A 16,737-nucleotide genomic window follows, 5' to 3' on the forward strand; every position below is an offset into this window, starting at 1 on the left:
GGTGGCGCTGAACCGATATGGCGAAACGGGATTACTACGAGGTTATGGGCGTCGCGAAGAATGCGAGCGACGACGAAATCAAGAAGGCTTATCGCAAGCTGGCGATGAAGCATCACCCCGACCGCAATCCGGATAACAAGGATTCGGAAGCGCGTTTCAAGGAGGTCAAAGAGGCCTACGAAATGCTCTCGGATCCGCAAAAGCGCGCGGCCTACGATCAGTACGGGCACGCCGGCGTCGATCCGAACATGGCTGGTGCAGGCCAGCAAGGTTTTGGCGGATTCGCCGATGCATTCGGCGATATTTTCGGTGATATCTTCGGCCAGGCGGCCGGCGGTGGTGCGGGAGCCAGCCGTGGGCGTGCGGGACCGCAGGTTTATCGCGGGGCGGATTTGCGCTACAGCATGGAAATCTCGCTGGAGCAGGCAGCGCACGGCTACGACACGCAAATTCGCGTGCCGAGCTGGGTGAATTGCGAGATCTGCAAGGGCTCGGGCGCGAAGGCCGGAACCAAGCCGGAAACCTGTCCGACGTGTCAGGGACAAGGCACCGTGCGCATGTCGCAGGGCTTTTTCAGCATCCAGCAGACTTGCCCGAAGTGTCACGGCACCGGCACCTTCATTCCTGAACCGTGCGGCCATTGCCACGGCGCCGGCAAGGTGAAGGAAACGAAGACGCTGGAAGTAAAGATTCCGGCGGGCATTGACGACGGCATGCGGATTCGCTCGTCGGGTAATGGCGAGCCGGGCATCAACGGCGGTCCGAGCGGCGATTTGTACGTCGAGATCCACATCAAGCAGCATTCGGTGTTCGAACGCGACGGCGACGACCTGCATTGTCAGATGCCGATTCCGTTTACCACGGCGGCGCTGGGCGGTGAGATTGAAGTGCCTACGCTTGCTGGCCGCGCGAGTTTCACCGTGCCGGAGGGCACGCAGTCGGGCAAGACGTTCCGGTTGCGTAGCAAAGGTATCAAGGGATTGCGCTCGAGCATTGCCGGTGACCTCTATGTGCATGTGCAGGTCGAAACGCCGGTCAAGCTCACTGATCAGCAACGCGATCTGCTCAAACAGTTCGAGCGTTCACTGACGGAAGGCGGCGCGCGTCACAGTCCGCAAAGCAAGAGCTGGTTCGATCGGGTGAAGAGTTTCTTCGATTGAGATTTCTTCGACTAAGGTAATGATCATGCAGCAACGCAGCGAGGTTTTCGCGCTGCTCGACGATTGCGACTCGACCGCCGAAAGGCGGTCGAGTCGCCTTTACGCCAGCTTCTTGCACGAACGCTCGTGTCATGACACCGCGCAACTCGACGAAGTGTGTGCGAGTGTTGAAGCGGACCTGCACGACGGATTACACGCCGTTGTGCTCGCAGACTATGAATTCGGCCGCAACCTCCAGTTAGCGCAGCCCGGCGACGCCGCGCTGCGTTTTTTATTGTTCCGCGAGTGCACGTTGTTATCGCGTGATGAGGCGAATCAATGGCTTGCCGCACGTGATAACGGGCTGGTCGACCAGCCTTCAGTGGCGGGCGTGGCGAACCTCGAAGCGAGTGTGTCGCGTGACGCGTACGAGCAGGCCATTGCGGCTGTCCAGGAAGCGTTGCATGCCGGCGATTCGTATCAGATCAACTACACGTTCCGGCTCGCCTTCGATGTGTTCGGTTCGATCGTTGGGTTATATCGACGGCTGCGGGAGCGGCAACCGGTGCGTTATGGCGCGCTGATCGCGCTGCCCGATGGACGCGATGTGCTTTCGTGCTCACCCGAGTTGTTCATCCAGCGTCAGGGTGATGTGCTCCGCGCACGTCCCATGAAGGGCACAGCGCCCCGGAGCGCGGACCCGGAATGGCTGCGGCTCGATCCGAAAAATCGCGCCGAAAACGTGATGATCGTGGATTTGCTGCGTAACGACATGTCGCGTGTCGCGGTCACGGGAAGTGTGCAGGTGCCGCGCTTGTTTTCGGTTGAGCCGTACAAGTCGGTTTGGCAGATGACATCGACGGTGGAAGCGCGGTTGCTTCCCAACACCACGTTCGCCGATATTCTCCGGGCACTTTTGCCCTGCGGCTCGATTACGGGTGCGCCGAAGCACAAGACGATGCAATTGATTGACGCGCTGGAAAGCACGCCGCGCGGCATTTATACGGGCGCGATCGGCTGGCTTGAGAAGAGCCGGGACTTCTGTTTGTCTGTGCCGATCCGGACGCTGGAAATCCAGCACGGCAGGGGCAAGATGGGTGTTGGCGGGGGCATTGTGCTGGATAGCGTTGCCGCCGATGAATTCGAGGAGTGCCAATTGAAGGCTCGATTCCTGACCGGCTCCGATCCGGGTTTCGATCTATTCGAGACCACGTTCGCGACTAAGGAACAAGGGATACGCCATTGGGATCGTCATCTTTCGCGGCTTGAAACGAGTGCGCGGTGGTGCGGCTTTCCGCTCGACCAGACGCTGTTGCAGAAACGTATTGATGAAACCTGCGTGGGCTTCGAAGTGAAGGTGGGTTATCGGTTGCGGATAGCGTTGGGCAAAAGCGGCGAGATTACCGTAACGAGTGCACGGCTCGCGCCGTTGGCGGCACCCACGATCGACGTTTTGCTGGCATCGGAGCATGGCTTCGCAGCGCGATCGGCGGATGATCCCTTGCTCAGGCACAAGACAACGTCGCGTGAAGAGTACGACCGCGCGTGGCGTGAGGCCGAATCGCTAGGCGCGTTCGACATGCTGTTTTTTAACGAGCGCGGCGAGTTGACGGAAGGCGGGCGATCGAACGTGTTCGTAAGACTCAATGGCCGTTGGAGCACGCCGCCGCTCGACGCAGGATTGTTGCCGGGCGTGATGCGTGGCGTATTGATCGAAGAACTTGATGCCGAGGAACGCACGCTGACGCGTGAGGACCTGGACCACGCGGATTCGTTGATGATTTGTAACGCGCTACGTGGCGCGGTGCCGGCGCGATTGAAGCTGCTGAGCTAACGGCGTAGCACTCAACCACGCCGCACCGGCATGAACCCCTTTAAAACGTATGCTCCGGCCCCGGAAATGTCTTCTCCCTGACGGCGCGAACATACCCCTCGACGGCAGCAAGAATACTCGGCTGCCCTTGCATGAAGTCTTTGACGAAGCGCGGCCGTTTGCCGGGGAAAATCCCGAGCATGTCGTGCAGCACGAGCACTTGGCCCGAACATTCGATCCCGGCGCCAATGCCAATCGTAGGGATGACCAACTGTTGTGTCACCTCGCTAGCCAGGAGCGTTGGCACTGCTTCGATCACCAGCAACTGCGCGCCGGCATCCTGAAACGCGAGGGCATCGCGGCGCATTTGCTCTGCACCGGCGTCGGTTTTCCCTTGCACCTTGAAGCCGCCAAACGCATGCACCGATTGCGGCGTCAATCCCACATGACCGCAGACGGGAATTGACCGGTCGACGAGAAACTTGACCGTATCGGCGACCCATTCACCGCCTTCGATCTTCACCATCTGCGCGCCCGCGCGCATCAACTGCACGGCATTCGCGTACGTTTCCTCGCGCGAGCCGATCGTACCGAACGGCATATCGGCGACAATCAGCGCGTTCTTGTTGCCTCGTGCGACCGCGGCCGTGTGATAGGCGATATCGGCCAGCGTCACGGGTAACGTTGTGCCATGTCCTTGCAGCACGTTTCCAAGCGAATCACCGATCAGCAATACGTCAACGCCCGCGCGATCCAGCAACGCGGAAAAACTCGCGTCGTAACACGTCAGCATCGTGATTTTTTCGCCGGCGTCTCGCATGATCCTGAGCTTCGGGACGGTGATCGCGGAGCGGCTGGTTTCCTGCAAGTAAGCCATGAGAATTTCCACATCGACTAGATATGAGACGGCACGCTTGCGCGCATGCCGGACGGACTTAAAGTGACGTGCCCTTGACAAAGAATTCCTTGCGCCCACGCATGGTTTCAATTCGATCAACTAGCAGCGCCAGATCGGCGTCCGATTCAAGCGGATTCAAATGCTCGGCGTTCACCGTCAGCAGCGGTGTAGCGTCGTAGTGATAGAAGAAGTCATTGTAGGCGTCGCAGAGGGCGCGCAGGTAGGCGTCGGGAATCTGCAATTCCATCGGCACTGCGCGCTTTTGAATGCGCGCGAACAATACCTCGGGACTGGCCTGCAAGTACACGACCAGATCGGGCGCGGGCGCGGGGGTATCGAAGCGCCTGGCGACCTCCCGGAACAACTCGAATTCGTCGTCGGGGAGCGTCAGGCGTGCGAACAGCGCCGTTTTTTCGGTGATGAAATCGGTGATCAGCGGCGCACTTGCGGCTTGTCCAGGAAGGCCCGGCCCACCCAGCAGCGCCGCTCCGACTTCTTGCGCCAGTTGTGCGCGCTGCAACGCGAACTGCAATTGCGTGGGCAGCGCGTAACGCGTGTTGTCGCGATAAAACCGCTCGAGAAACACGTTTTCCTGCTGGCGCTCGAACAATGTGCGCATTGACCAACGTTCGGCAAGCAAGCGCGCTAGCGTGGTCTTGCCAACGCCAATAGGCCCTTCTATCGCGATATACCGATGCGGCGGCCGCAACTGCGGCGCGGTGACGGTGAGGGGCGACATGCTCATGGGCTATTCACCTTTCAGGGTTCGCTTGGCTCAGTTCCAGGCCTCGCGTCGAAATTTTTAGGCTTCGCCACGCGAAGTGCAGCGGGAAGTGAATAGCGGGCACTGGTGTGTCGCCACTTTTTCAATGCGTTGATCCTGAACCGAGGCGAGAAATGCATCGGCGCGGCCACGTTGCGCGATGACCACATCGCGGTCGAGTTCGATCAGTGGCACGAGTGTAAACGCGCGCTCGGTGAGGCGGGGATGGGGCACGACGAGATCGGCTTCCTCGATACAGGAATCGCCGTACAGCAGGATGTCGATATCGAGTGTACGCGGCGCATTTCTATACGGCCGCTCGCGTCCGAAATGGCTTTCTATGCCGTGGCACAGCCGCAGCAACTGGCGTGCGGCCAGCGTGGTATCGATCTTGACGACGCAATTGAAGTAGTCGTCGCCGCCGGCGTCAACAGGCGCGGTGCGATAGAGGCTCGACTTCGCGAGCACGGTGATTGTGTGTTGCTGAGCAAGACACACCACTGTGTCTTTCACGGTCTGGCGCGCGTCACCAAGGTTTGCGCCCAGGCCCAGATAAGCTACCGTCATGGCATGAATCCTACGACTGTCATTCGGCGAAACACGACTCACGCGCGTTGATCAAAACGTAAAACGCGCACGGTCTGTGTCAATCGTCGCGCTGGCCACCGCTTTCGTCGCCATACCGCACATCACGCACGTCACGCTCTTCGCGATTGTCGCGAGCTGCACCTTCTACAGTGCTCGCGCCGCCCTCCATTCCGTCACCCGGCCTGCGGCTTTTGGCGTTGCTGCTACGCCGCCGTCGTTTCTTGGGTACCCGGTCCTTCCCGCCTTCCGAGAGCAGTGACTCTCGCGCGGCAGCGTCCCCAACGATAAAATCCGTCCACCACTGACCAACCGATGCATCCAGTTCGCCGGATTCGCATCGCAGAAGGAGGAAATCATAACCCGCCCTAAACCTTTGGTGTTCCAGCAGCTTCATCGCGCTTCTGCCCGAGCGTTTTTCGAGCCGAAGTTGCAGACCCCATATCTCCCGCATATCCGATGAAAAGCGCTTATGGATAGCGAGTTTTTCCGTCTGCATGTCGAGCACGTCGTCCATGGCTCGATGCAGCGCGGGCACGGGGAATTCACCGGCCGCCGTGAACTGCTCCCAGCGCGTCTGCATGTCGTTCCAGAGCAGCGTGGCGAACAGGAAACCTGGCGATACACCCTTGCCGGCGCGCACGCGTTCATCGGTATTGGTCAGCGCGAGCGTGATGAATTTCTCGCCGTGCGGAGACTCGAAGATCACGTCGAGCAGCGGTAATACGCCGTGATGCAAACCTTCCGCGCGCAGCCGCGTCAGGCACGCGAGCGCGTGGCCCGAGAGCAGCAGCTTGAGCATTTCGTCGAAGAGACGGGCGGCTGGAACGTTGCTGATCAGGTCGGCCAGTTCTGCGATCGGCGCACGCGTCGCGGGCTCGATCTCGAAGCCGAGCTTCGCTGCAAAACGCACGACGCGCAGCATGCGCACCGGATCTTCGCGGTACCGCGTGGCAGGGTCGCCGATCATGCGCAGCAAACGGGCGCGGATGTCGGCCATGCCGTCGTGATAATCCAGCACGGTTTGCGTGGCCGGATCGTAATACATGGCATTGATCGTGAAGTCGCGGCGCGTGGCGTCTTCGTGCTGCTCGCCCCACACGTTGTCGCGCAGCACGCGGCCGCTGGCATCCACTGCATGCGTGCGTGTGTCCATCTCGCCGCGTCGTAAGCGCGGCGGCGGCGGTGAGGGGGGTGCGTCGGCGGGGGTATCGACGAGCGCACGAAACGTCGATGTCTCGATGATGTCCTGGCCGAACTGCACGTGCACGATCTGGAATCGCCGGCCAATGATGCGCGCGCGGCGGAACAGCTTCTGCACCTGGTCGGGCGTGGCGTCCGTTGCGACGTCGAAATCTTTCGGCGCCACGTTCAGCAGCAAGTCGCGCACGGCGCCACCCACGATAAACGCACGATGCCCGCCTTGCTGCAGGCCATCGGTCACGCGAATCGCGTTCTTCGAGATCAGCGCCGGGTCGATGCCGTGCACGTCCGCCGCCAGGATCACCGGCACGTTGGGATCGCGCTTCGTCACTGCTGGCGCCGCCTTCTTGCGCGTGCTCTTGCGGGCGGGTTTTACATCGTCGGAGAGCGGGGCGGTTGCCGGGATCTCTTCTTTGGCGCTTTCCTGGCCGAACAGCTTGCGAATGAGTTTTTTAATCACGTGGGGAGAAGATTTCCAGGATGCGCCAGCCGCGGACTTGCGCATGCGCGCGCAAGGTGTCGTCGGGATTGGTCGCGATCGGGTCGGTGACTTTCTCGAGAAGAGGAATGTCGTTGTGCGAGTCGCTGTAGAAGTAGCTGTGTTCGAAGTCGTTCAGGTTTTTCCCCATGGACGCGAGCCACGCTTCGGTGCGCACGATCTTGCCCTCGCGATAGCTCGGCGTGCCCGTTGCGCGGCCAGTCAGCTCGCCGTTGGGGATATTGTCGACCGTTTCGACCTCGCACGCGATCAACGCTTCAATCCCGAACGCCCGGCCGATCGGCGCCGTGATGAACGCGTTCGTGGCGGTGACGAGGCAGCACAAATCGCCGGCTTGCTGGTGCTTGCGCACGAGTTCCAGCGCCGCTGGAGCAATGGTCGGCGTGATGATCTCGCGCATGAATTGCGCGTGCCAGTCGTCCAGTTGAGCCCGCGGATGCTGGGCGAGCGGTGAAAGCTGGGCGGTCAGGTAGGCGTGGATATCGAGCGTGCCAGCTTTGTAATCTTCGTAGAACGCGTCGTTTTGCTTTGCAAACTTCTCAGCGTCGACAATGCCGAGCTTCGCCATGAAGCGACCCCATTCGTGGTCGCTGTCTGTCGGGATGAGCGTGTGATCGAGATCAAAAAGGGCTAGGTTCATGGGAGCGCATTTTACTTGAAGCGGGGGGAAGCGTTCGCTGGCTGCTCGCGGCAGTCGGGTTGATCAGGAAAGAGGCTAGAAAAGCTCGGTCTGCGGTCGCGGTGCATCGTCCTCTTTTGCGGCGAGCATCGTGCGTAATAACGGCAGCGTCACGGCGCGTTTTTGTTCCAGCGAAAAGCGGTCGAGTTCATCGAGCAAGGTCATCAGGCTGGGCATGTCGCGGCGAAAATGCGTGAGCAGGTAGGCGGGGACGTCGTCGGCTAGCGCAATGCCGCGCTCGCGCGCCGCGTGTTTCAGCGCGCTCGCCTTGCTTTCGTCGGAGAGGGGCGTGAGCTGGAATACGAGTCCCCAGCCTAGGCGCGTGCGCAAATCTTCTCTCACCGATAACCCCAGCGGCGCCACGTTGCCCGTTGCCACCAGCGCGCTGGCGGGATGCGCGCGCACCTCGTTGAACAGGTTGAAGAGCGCGATTTGCTGCGCGCCGGACAGCCGTTCGCAGTCGTCGATGGCGTAAATGCTCGCTGTGGGATCGAACGTGAACGCAGCCAGCGGCGCTTGTGGGCTCAGAAAGCGCGCCCGGCCGTTCGCTTCGTGCACCAGCGCCTGCAGCAGATGGCTGCGGCCGCTTCCCGCTTCACCCCACACGTAGAAGGTCCGGTCGGCCACCGGGCCGGCTACGAGCGCACCGTCGAGTTCGCGCAGGCGAGTCACCAATTCGTGGTTGCCGGCGGCGAAAAAATTATCGAAGGTGGCGAGCGGCGGCGTGCCGAGATCGAGCGTCAGTTGGCGTTGCACGGGCAATCGGTTCCGTCAGGGCGTATCTTGAAAAGCGGCGCGCTCAGTATGCAGACGCCCGGTTGAAACCGTGGCGAAAGGCGTTGAGCGCAGGGTCGAGTTTCCAGCCGGCTGGGCGCGTGTCTCGAAAAGGCTTTGGTACGGTCTTTCGGAGTCTGGGCCGCGAACAGCGAGAAATCCGGCCGGACGGCTGGCATCGGTTAAAATCTCATTTTACCGACCTTCTCGCCGATCCCCCATGAATCAACCGAAATCCGCCCCAGACGCCCAAGGTTTGTCCTATCGCGACGCGGGCGTGGACATCGATGCCGGCGACGCGCTTGTCGACCGGATCAAGCCGTTTGCCAAGAAAACCATGCGCGACGGCGTGTTGGGGGGAATTGGCGGATTCGGCGCGCTGTTCGAAGTGCCTAAACGGTACAAAGAGCCGGTGCTGGTCTCCGGCACGGACGGCGTGGGGACGAAGCTGCGTCTGGCATTCCAGTTGAACAAGCATGACACAGTAGGCCAGGATCTGGTCGCCATGAGCGTCAACGACATCCTGGTGCAGGGCGCAGAGCCGTTGTTTTTCCTCGATTACTTCGCGTGCGGCAAGCTGGATGTAGATACGGCCGCGACCGTGGTGCAGGGCATTGCGCAGGGTTGCGAGTTGGCCGGGTGTGCGTTGATTGGCGGTGAAACCGCTGAAATGCCGGGCATGTATCCGGACGGTGAGTACGATCTGGCCGGGTTTGCGGTGGGCGCGGTTGAGAAGAGCAAGATTATCGATGGTTCGACCATTCAGCCCGGTGATGTTGTGTTGGGCCTTGCTTCTTCCGGCATCCATTCAAATGGCTATTCGCTGGTGCGCAAGATCATCGAGCGCGCGCAGCCCGATCTGAATGCCGATTTCGATGGCCGTTCGCTCGCTGATGCGCTGATGGCGCCTACGCATATTTACGTGAAGCCGTTGTTGTCGCTGATGTCGCAGATGGCCGTGAAGGGCATGGCGCATATCACCGGTGGCGGGCTGGTTGAAAACATTCCGCGGGTTCTGCGCGATGGCCTGACGGTTGAGCTGGATCATCGGGCGTGGCCGTTGCCGCCGCTGTTCTCGTGGCTGCAGAAGCATGGCGGTGTGGCTGATGCGGAAATGCATCGGGTGTTTAACTGCGGAATTGGGATGGTCGTGGTGGTGGCCGCCGGCGACGCTGAAGCCGCGACGGGGCTTTTATCGGCTGCCGGCGAGCAGGTCTGGTCGATCGGCGTGGTGAGGGAATCGCTCCCGGGCGAAGCTCAGACTGTAGTGGTCTAAATTTTTGTTCGTGCCGGTGGAATACACCGGCACGAACGGCCTCAAACCGCTGGCATTGGCGCCAGCAACGCCTCGATGTCCTCGGCAGAAAACTTCGCTGCCCCAGCCGTGTCTTCACGCAAAATACTATCGGCGAGAGCGGCTTTGCGGCCCTGCATTGCCACAATGCGTTCTTCAATACTTCCCGCCACAATCAGCTTGTAGACAAACACCGGCTTCAATTGCCCAATGCGATGCGCCCGGTCCGTCGCCTGATTCTCCGCCGCCGGATTCCACCACGGATCGTAATGAATCACCGTGTCCGCAGCGGTCAGGTTCAAGCCCACACCGCCTGCCTTCAGGCTGATCAGGAACAACGGCACCTCGCCGTCCTGAAAGCGCGTCACCGGCGTAATCCGGTCAGTCGTATCGCCAGTCAGCGTGACGTACGGAAGCCCGGCTTCATCGAGTGCGGCAGCAATGATCGCCAGCATGCCCGTGAACTGCGAAAACAGCAGCACCCGACGTCCTTCCTCAAGCAACTCCGGCAACATATCGAGTAACAAATCGAGCTTCGCCGATTCCTCCACGCGCCCCGCTCGCGCCAGCTTCACCAACGCCGGATCGCAGCAAACCTGGCGCAACTTCAGCAACGCTTCGAGCACGACAATGTGGCTGCGCGCCAATCCCTGATCCGCCACAGCCATCCGCACTTTTTCCTGCATTGCGATCCGCACGGTCTCGTACAAATCTCGTTGCGCGCCCTCGAGCGCTACGGTCCGCACAATGGTCGTTTTCTGCGGCAACTCCTTCGCGACCTCATCCTTCCTTCGACGCAGCATGAACGGCCGAATCCGGCGCACCAGCAAATCGCGACGCACCGGGTCGTCGTATTTTTCGATCGGTGTACGCCAACGCTTCGTGAAATCTTTCTGCGTTCCAAGGAACCCAGGCAGCAAGAAATCGAATTGCGCCCACAGTTCACCCAGGTGGTTTTCCAGCGGCGTGCCCGTCAGGCACAACCGATGCCGCGCACGCAAATCGCGAATGCCCTTCGCAGCCTTCGTCGCGACGTTCTTCACAATCTGCGCTTCATCCAGGATCAGCAGGTGGTACTCGTGCAGTGACAACATCGCCTGATCGCGCCACAACAGCGGATACGTGGTCAACACGAGGTCGTGCTCGTCAATCTGATCGAAACGTTCCTTGCGTTGCGGGCCATGCAGATCCAGCACCCGCAGATCAGGCGCGAACTTCTTCGCTTCCTCACGCCAGTTGTGTACCAGCGTGGTCGGCAACACGACCAGCACCGGCCGGTCCAGCCGCCCCGATTCCTTCTCGACCAGAATGTGCGCCAGCGCCTGCACGGTTTTGCCGAGGCCCATGTCGTCGGCGAGAACACCCGACAGATTGCGCTCGCGCAAATACTGCATCCAGTTGAGCCCTTCGCGCTGATACACCCGAAGCTCGGCATGCAAGCCGAGCGGCACGGGCACTTCCCGCAGCCCCGGCCCTTCCTGCAAACGCTGAGCAAGCTCGCGAATGGAAAGATCGCCGTGGAACTCCCAGCGGGCCGTGTCGCTGAGCGCTTCCAGCCGTCCGGCGTCCTGTTCGGAAACCCGCAGCGGATGTGTGCCGATGGTATCGAAGAGATCGATCAGCACGCGCACCACAGGCTTGATGCGTGCCGCTCGCACCCGCAGGCGCTCGCCGAGATCGGTCTTGAGTTCGATACCTTCTTCGTCAGGAATTGAATCGATAGCACCTGCCAGCCAGCGCCGGTCACGCTGAAACAGGTCGGCCAGAAGTGGTTCGAGCCGAACGCTCCGGTCTCCCACGGCAATGCCGAGTTCCAGGTCGAACCAGCCATCAGTTCCCTGGCGCGCGGTGCCCTCAATATCGTCGATCTCAATGAAGTCGAAGCGAAATTCCGGCGACATGCTCACGCGCCAGCCGTTATCCCGCAACTCGGGTAGCGCGTCGTTGGTGAACACGGCCCATGCGTCAGGCACGGGCAAGCCGAGCACGCCGCTCGGAATGGGCTTGGGTCCAAAACGCTGATGCGAGGGAATCTGGCGGAAGCCAAGATCGTAGAGAGCGGCCAGATAGCGCGCCTCCACGTCGTGACGGCGTTTCACCTGAACCATCTCGCCGGACGCGGCGCGCATGACCGTGGTGGCGCGCGTGGGGTCGATGCTGAAACCGTCGTAATCGAAAGTCACCAGCGCAAAGTCGAGCACGTTCGCGGCGGTGCGCTCGTCGCGGGACCGCCAGCTGCTGTTGACGGGACGTGTATCGAGCATGAGCACCGGCACCGGTTCCGTATCGACAATGCGTACGTTCAGCGTTTCCGGCTCCGGCGGCGGAGGCAGATCGGAGTCGACCTCACGCAGCATGGCGCTGACGAGCGGCGCTTCGGCGAGCGAGATGGGCGGCATCGACAAATAGTCGGCCAGTTGCCGCGCGGGTTGCGGCATATCAACAACGCCCGCTTCAAGCGTTTGCGCGTCGGCGAACCACAGCGGTTCGGTGGGAATGACCAGCGTGGCGGGCGGCTCGGTTTGCAACACGGGACGAACGCGATCGTCGGGATCGGGCGTCCACTCGATTCGTCCCGGCCGTTGCTCACCTTCGCGCAGCGGCCGGCGCGGCGCCGACGCGTCGTGGTCCGCCGGCATGGCGCTGAACAGCCGACCTGTCGCCAGCATGCGCTGCATCAGGTCCGCGCCTTCTTCGCCGTGCAGCCCAAAACCACCGAAATCGTTGCGGGTGCGTCCGATGAGAAGGCCGCGCACGATGGTCATGTCTTCATCGCTGACGAACTTCGGCTGCTTGACAAGCGCCGCGTCCAGATTGGTCCAGGGCCGGTCGAGGGTCTGGAACGAACCGTCGGGGCTGAGCCGCACTTTATGCAGCGCAACTTCGGCGGTGCGCATGATGCGCGACGTCCCCAGCACATAAACGAGTGCAAGCGCACCGCTCGATTCGCCGGGCTTTTTTGCGGAGGTGTTGCGCGTGGAGGCAAACCGCGAGCGGAATCCTTCAAGCCAGCCCGCCACTTCCGGGCGCACGGCTTCGGACTCGCGCGGTCTGTCTGCCGCGCTCGCGAGCAAGACCGCGGCGGCGTGTTTGCAGCCGAATCCAACCGGGCAGGAACAATGGCCTTGCGCTGAAATCGCGCCGTTGTGATCGTTGAACATCACTTCGACGGTGTAAGGCTGGCGTTGCGTCCCTTGAACATGGGCACGCAGCACGTCGTCGTCCCAGTGCAGACGCGTCACTTCGTCCACATACCCGCGTGCCTTGGCAACGGTATGCGAGCCGAGCCACTTGATGATTTGAGCCGTGTCATACACAAACGCCGGCATCAGCAACCCCGCCCGTGCATGGCCGTTCCAGTCTCGCCCTGTCTTGCCGCCATCCGCTCGATCACCGTCTACTCACCGTTCCCTGCGTTCCAGTAGTTCCAGCAAGCCGCGCAGCGCGTACGCTGCCGCCTGGGTGCGAATCTGCTCGCGATCGCCCTTGAATTGCTGCGTCTCCACCGCCGTATGCAAGCGGTTGCTCCACGCAAAAGACACCATGCCGACAGGCTTAGTTTCCGTCCCACCGCCCGGTCCGGCCACACCCGTGATCGACAGCGACACCTGCGCCCGGCTATTCCTCAGCGCGCCTTCCGCCATGGCTTTGGCAACCGGTTCGCTGACCGCGCCGTGACGTTCGATCATGTCGGCCGGCACGCCGATCATCTCGGTTTTCGCCAGGTTCGAATAGGTGACGAAACCGCGCTCGAACCACGCGCTGCTGCCGGAAATATCGGTCATGGCGGCGGCGACCATCCCGCCGGTGCACGACTCGGCGGTCGCGAGCATCAAACGCTCGTCGCGCAGTTTGTTGCCTGCACGGATGGCGAGCTGGTGGACGACGTTATCGGTAGCCATGGCAAAGCCTCGGGTGGGGGCGGTCGGAAACGTGAGATGCGGGCAACACGGAAATCAAATGGTCATGCGCCACAGCGCAATCACGAGCAGCGTGAAGAACGCAGCAGCAATATCGTCGAACATGATGCCGAAACCGCCTTTCAACCGGCGATCGAAATAACCGATGGGCGGCGGCTTCACCATGTCGAAGAAACGGAACACGATGAACGCCCACAACTGCCCGGTGAACGTGGCCGGCGTGACGAACAGCAACACCAGCCAGAACGCGATGATCTCGTCCCACACCACCGGCGACGGATCGGAAATGCCCATTTTCTTCGCCGTGAAACCGCAGAACCAGCAGCCGGCCACGAACCCCACGGCAATCAGCACGGCCCATTCGGCGACCGTCAGGTGCGGGTTGAACACCACGAACGACACCCACGCGAACAAGGTGCCGACCGTGCCGGGCGCGATCGGCGACAAGCCGCTGCCGAAGCCGAGCGACAAGATATGCAGCGGATGCGACAGCATGAAGCGCGCGCTAGTGCGGCGCGATGGTTTCGGGCGTGGTGTGTCGTCGATTGTGTCGATGATCGGATCAGCCTGCATGAAAATGGTCGAAGCCTGTGTCTGGATAAGAAACCGGACCAGTGTTGTCGCGCCAGTCGATGGCCGGTGGCTCCTGGCGCTCGCTGGACGCGCCGGATGCCGCTCGACCCTCGGTGGCCGGACCCTCGATTGTACCGATACGCGTCACCAAAACTTTCTGCGCCGTTCCTATCCGCTCGATTTCGGTCCTTGCAGCGACCGGCGCGGTGAAGCAGAGTTCGTAGTCATCGCCGCCCGCGAGGATGCAATGCACCTGCGTGGTTTCGGGCAGCGTGGCGAGCGTTTCGGCGCGCGGTATCTGATCGATATTCACCGTCGCCTGCATCTTCGAGCGCTTCAATATATGCAGCAGGTCACCGGCGAGGCCGTCGGAGATATCGAGTGCGGCGCGGGCGACACCCCGCAACGCGATGCCGAGCGCCACGCGCGGTTCAGGCTGTTCGAGCGCCTTGATGGCGATAGCTTCGTTGGCGGAGTCGTTCAGCGACCACTCCCCGCGGCGAATGCCGAGCCCGGCACGTGCGCCGCCAAGCACGCCGGACACCCAGATGTCGTCGCCCGGGCGCGCCGCGTCACGACGCAGCGCCTGCGCGGCGGGCACATCGCCAAACACCGTGATGCTGATGGTTACATTAGGACCGCTGGTTGTGTCGCCGCCGATCAGCTCGCAGCCGTAACGGTTCGCCATTTGGAAAAGACCGCTGCTGAACGCTTCGAGCCAGCTTTCATCGGCTTTCGGCATTGACAGCGCCAGGGTGAACGCGCGCGGCTTCGCACCCATTGCGGCAAGGTCCGACAGGTTCACCGCCAGCGCTTTGTAACCCAGCGACCACGGGGAGACATCGGGGAAAAAATGGCGGCCCGAGACCAGCATGTCGGTGGAAATTGCCAGGTGCTGACCGGGCTTCGACGCGAGCAGCGCGCAGTCGTCCCCGATGCCGAGCGTCGCCTTTGGCTCATCGCCCGTTGCCGGAAATGCGGCGGCAGGCTGGGAGAAATATCGTTCGATCAGGGAAAACTCTGAGAGCATCGGCGATCCGGCAAAATGTCGAGGGGCGAGTTGGAGACGATGCGCGCGTGTTGGCGCGCGTTTCATCTTAATAAGGGAACGTTGCGGCGTGAACCCGCTGCCGGCTTGGCGCTCATGCTGCTTTTCAAGGCCTTGTCCAAATGGGCTATGCGCCGTGTATTGCCGGTATCACCGGTCGGGACGGACTTTGATTGGCGCTACAATGCATTCGAACTTCTATTCTAATCTTGCCTTCAGACCGACGCCTCATGACCACTCCAGCCGATAGCGCCAAAGCCAAACTCCGCGAAGCCGCGCTCGATTACCACGAGTTTCCGACTCCGGGCAAAATCGCGATTGCCCCCACGAAGCAGATGATCAACCAGCGCGATCTCGCGCTGGCCTATTCACCGGGTGTGGCGTTCGCGTGCGAGGAGATCGTCGCCGATCCGCTGAATGCCGCGCGTTTTACCGCGCGCAGCAACCTGGTCGGCGTCGTGACGAACGGCACAGCAGTGCTCGGGCTCGGCAATATTGGCCCGCTGGCGTCGAAGCCGGTCATGGAAGGCAAGGCTGTGCTGTTCAAGAAGTTCGCCGGCATCGACGTGTTCGACATCGAGCTGAACGAGATGGACCCCATGAAGCTCGTCGACGTCATCTGCGCGCTCGAACCCACGTTTGGCGGCATCAACCTGGAAGACATCAAGGCACCGGATTGCTTCATTGTCGAGCGCGAATGCCGCAAGCGCATGAAGATCCCGGTGTTCCACGACGACCAGCACGGCACGGCTATCGTGGTCGCGGCTGCTATTACCAACGGCCTGGTCGTGGTCGGCAAGAAGATTGAAGAAGTGAAGCTGGTTGCCTCGGGCGCGGGCGCTGCCGCGCTGGCCTGTCTGGACCTGCTGGTTGAACTCGGCATGAAGCTCGAGAACATCTTCGTGACGGATCTGGCCGGCGTGGTCTATAAGGGCCGCGTGGAATTGATGGACCCGGACAAGGAACGGTTCGCGCGCGAAACCTCGGCGCGTACGCTCGCCGACGTGATGGAAGGCGCCGACGTATTTCTGGGCCTGTCCGCCGGCGGCGTGCTGAAGCAGGAGATGGTCAAGGGCATGGCGCAAAAGCCGCTGATTCTTGCGCTCGCCAACCCGACGCCGGAAATCCTGCCGGAACTGGCGCTGGAAGTACGTCCGGACGCGGTGCTGGCCACTGGCCGTACAGACTATCCGAACCAGGTCAACAACGTCCTGTGCTTCCCGTTCATTTTCCGTGGCGCGCTGGATGCAGGTGCGAGCACGATCACGCGCGAAATGGAAATTGCCGCAGTGAACGCGATTGCGGAACTGGCGCGGCAGGAACAAAGCGATATCGTGGCAACCGCTTATGGCATCCAGGACCTGTCGTTCGGTCCCGAGTACCTCATTCCGAAACCGTTTGATCCGCGCCTGATCGTGAAGATCGCACCGGCCGTGGCCAAGGCTGCCATGGAGTCAGGCGTGGCCACGCGTCCTATTGAAGACATGGACGCGTACGAACAGCATCTGCAGCAGTTCGTCTATCACAGCGGCACGACCATGAAGCCCGT

Annotated in this window: 14 protein-coding genes; 4 read left to right on the forward strand and 10 right to left on the reverse strand. The window is 61.4% G+C overall.

What is annotated here, in order from left to right; genetic code table 11:
- Nucleotides 1-17: 17 nt before the first annotated feature.
- On the forward strand, nucleotides 18-1,160 hold the full coding sequence (gene dnaJ / locus JWR14_RS13240) for a molecular chaperone DnaJ (protein WP_299707129.1): 1,143 nt from the start codon (nucleotides 18-20) through the stop codon (nucleotides 1,158-1,160).
- Between the two features lie 19 nt (nucleotides 1,161-1,179).
- Nucleotides 1,180-2,973, forward strand: coding sequence for an aminodeoxychorismate synthase component I (gene pabB / locus JWR14_RS13245; protein WP_299707132.1), 1,794 nt, complete (start codon nucleotides 1,180-1,182; stop codon nucleotides 2,971-2,973).
- 40 nt (nucleotides 2,974-3,013) lie between these two features.
- On the opposite strand, the gene panB is transcribed toward pabB, so the two are convergent.
- From panB to hda, 6 genes are all read right to left on the reverse strand, one after another.
- Entirely contained in the window at nucleotides 3,014-3,829 is an 816-nt protein-coding gene (gene panB, locus JWR14_RS13250; RefSeq protein ID WP_299707135.1) for a 3-methyl-2-oxobutanoate hydroxymethyltransferase, read from the reverse strand.
- Between the two features lie 58 nt (nucleotides 3,830-3,887).
- Nucleotides 3,888-4,595 (reverse strand): deoxynucleoside kinase, encoded by a 708-nt coding sequence (locus JWR14_RS13255; protein ID WP_299707138.1) that lies wholly within the window; start codon nucleotides 4,593-4,595, stop codon nucleotides 3,888-3,890.
- 57 nt (nucleotides 4,596-4,652) lie between these two features.
- Nucleotides 4,653-5,180, reverse strand: a complete 528-nt coding sequence (gene folK, locus JWR14_RS13260; RefSeq protein WP_299707141.1) for a 2-amino-4-hydroxy-6-hydroxymethyldihydropteridine diphosphokinase — start codon at nucleotides 5,178-5,180, stop codon at nucleotides 4,653-4,655.
- Nucleotides 5,181-5,259: 79 nt separating this feature from the next.
- Nucleotides 5,260-6,861, reverse strand: a complete 1,602-nt coding sequence (gene pcnB / locus JWR14_RS13265; RefSeq protein WP_299707144.1) for a polynucleotide adenylyltransferase PcnB — start codon at nucleotides 6,859-6,861, stop codon at nucleotides 5,260-5,262.
- Nucleotides 6,854-7,540 (reverse strand): HAD family hydrolase, encoded by a 687-nt coding sequence (locus JWR14_RS13270; protein WP_299707147.1) that lies wholly within the window; start codon nucleotides 7,538-7,540, stop codon nucleotides 6,854-6,856. The genes pcnB and JWR14_RS13270 overlap by 8 nt, the downstream gene beginning before the upstream one ends.
- Nucleotides 7,541-7,615: 75 nt before the next feature.
- Nucleotides 7,616-8,341, reverse strand: a complete 726-nt coding sequence (gene hda / locus JWR14_RS13275) for a DnaA regulatory inactivator Hda (RefSeq protein ID WP_299707149.1) — start codon at nucleotides 8,339-8,341, stop codon at nucleotides 7,616-7,618.
- A 232-nt stretch (nucleotides 8,342-8,573) separates the two neighbouring features.
- Between hda and purM the strand changes: the two genes are divergently transcribed.
- Complete coding sequence (purM, locus tag JWR14_RS13280) at nucleotides 8,574-9,629, forward strand: phosphoribosylformylglycinamidine cyclo-ligase (RefSeq protein WP_299707151.1); 1,056 nt, start codon at nucleotides 8,574-8,576, stop codon at nucleotides 9,627-9,629.
- Between the two features lie 41 nt (nucleotides 9,630-9,670).
- Here the strand turns inward: purM and JWR14_RS13285 are convergent, their stop codons facing one another.
- The 4 genes from JWR14_RS13285 to thiL all read right to left on the reverse strand — a co-directional run bounded on the left by JWR14_RS13285 (nucleotide 9,671) and on the right by thiL (nucleotide 15,170).
- Nucleotides 9,671-12,976: a DEAD/DEAH box helicase gene (locus JWR14_RS13285; RefSeq protein ID WP_299707152.1), complete on the reverse strand. Its 3,306-nt coding sequence runs from the start codon at nucleotides 12,974-12,976 to the stop codon at nucleotides 9,671-9,673.
- Nucleotides 12,977-13,048: 72 nt separating this feature from the next.
- Complete coding sequence (locus JWR14_RS13290) at nucleotides 13,049-13,549, reverse strand: CinA family protein (RefSeq protein WP_299707155.1); 501 nt, start codon at nucleotides 13,547-13,549, stop codon at nucleotides 13,049-13,051.
- A gap of 54 nt (nucleotides 13,550-13,603) precedes the next feature.
- A complete protein-coding gene (locus JWR14_RS13295; protein WP_299707157.1) occupies nucleotides 13,604-14,140 on the reverse strand; it encodes a phosphatidylglycerophosphatase A in 537 nt (178 codons plus the stop codon).
- The gene (gene thiL, locus JWR14_RS13300) at nucleotides 14,130-15,170 is read right to left on the reverse strand and encodes a thiamine-phosphate kinase (protein WP_299707159.1); all 1,041 of its coding nucleotides are present in this window, start codon (nucleotides 15,168-15,170) and stop codon (nucleotides 14,130-14,132) included. The genes JWR14_RS13295 and thiL overlap by 11 nt, the downstream gene beginning before the upstream one ends.
- 248 nt (nucleotides 15,171-15,418) lie before the next feature.
- On the opposite strand from thiL, the gene JWR14_RS13305 reads away from it, so the two are divergent.
- A partial coding sequence (locus JWR14_RS13305; RefSeq protein WP_299707161.1) for a malic enzyme-like NAD(P)-binding protein occupies nucleotides 15,419-16,737 on the forward strand: 1,319 nt, incomplete at its 3' end.

The organism is Caballeronia sp. (assembly GCF_028292365.1).
Lineage (GTDB): Bacteria > Pseudomonadota > Gammaproteobacteria > Burkholderiales > Burkholderiaceae > Caballeronia.

What these genes read in the sequence shown, in the direction of transcription:
- panB (WP_299707135.1), bottom strand. Translation starts at nt 3,829, where the DNA reads ATGGCTTACTTGCAGGAAACCAGCCGCTCCGCGATCACCGTCCCGAAG.
- purM (WP_299707151.1), top strand. Translation starts at nt 8,574, where the DNA reads ATGAATCAACCGAAATCCGCCCCAGACGCCCAAGGTTTGTCCTATCGC.
- pabB (WP_299707132.1), top strand. Translation starts at nt 1,180, where the DNA reads ATGATCATGCAGCAACGCAGCGAGGTTTTCGCGCTGCTCGACGATTGC.
- JWR14_RS13255 (WP_299707138.1), bottom strand. Translation starts at nt 4,595, where the DNA reads ATGAGCATGTCGCCCCTCACCGTCACCGCGCCGCAGTTGCGGCCGCCG.
- folK (WP_299707141.1), bottom strand. Translation starts at nt 5,180, where the DNA reads ATGACGGTAGCTTATCTGGGCCTGGGCGCAAACCTTGGTGACGCGCGC.
- dnaJ (WP_299707129.1), top strand. Translation starts at nt 18, where the DNA reads ATGGCGAAACGGGATTACTACGAGGTTATGGGCGTCGCGAAGAATGCG.
- JWR14_RS13295 (WP_299707157.1), bottom strand. Translation starts at nt 14,140, where the DNA reads ATGCAGGCTGATCCGATCATCGACACAATCGACGACACACCACGCCCG.
- JWR14_RS13290 (WP_299707155.1), bottom strand. Translation starts at nt 13,549, where the DNA reads ATGGCTACCGATAACGTCGTCCACCAGCTCGCCATCCGTGCAGGCAAC.
- JWR14_RS13285 (WP_299707152.1), bottom strand. Translation starts at nt 12,976, where the DNA reads ATGCCGGCGTTTGTGTATGACACGGCTCAAATCATCAAGTGGCTCGGC.
- JWR14_RS13270 (WP_299707147.1), bottom strand. Translation starts at nt 7,540, where the DNA reads ATGAACCTAGCCCTTTTTGATCTCGATCACACGCTCATCCCGACAGAC.
- thiL (WP_299707159.1), bottom strand. Translation starts at nt 15,170, where the DNA reads ATGCTCTCAGAGTTTTCCCTGATCGAACGATATTTCTCCCAGCCTGCC.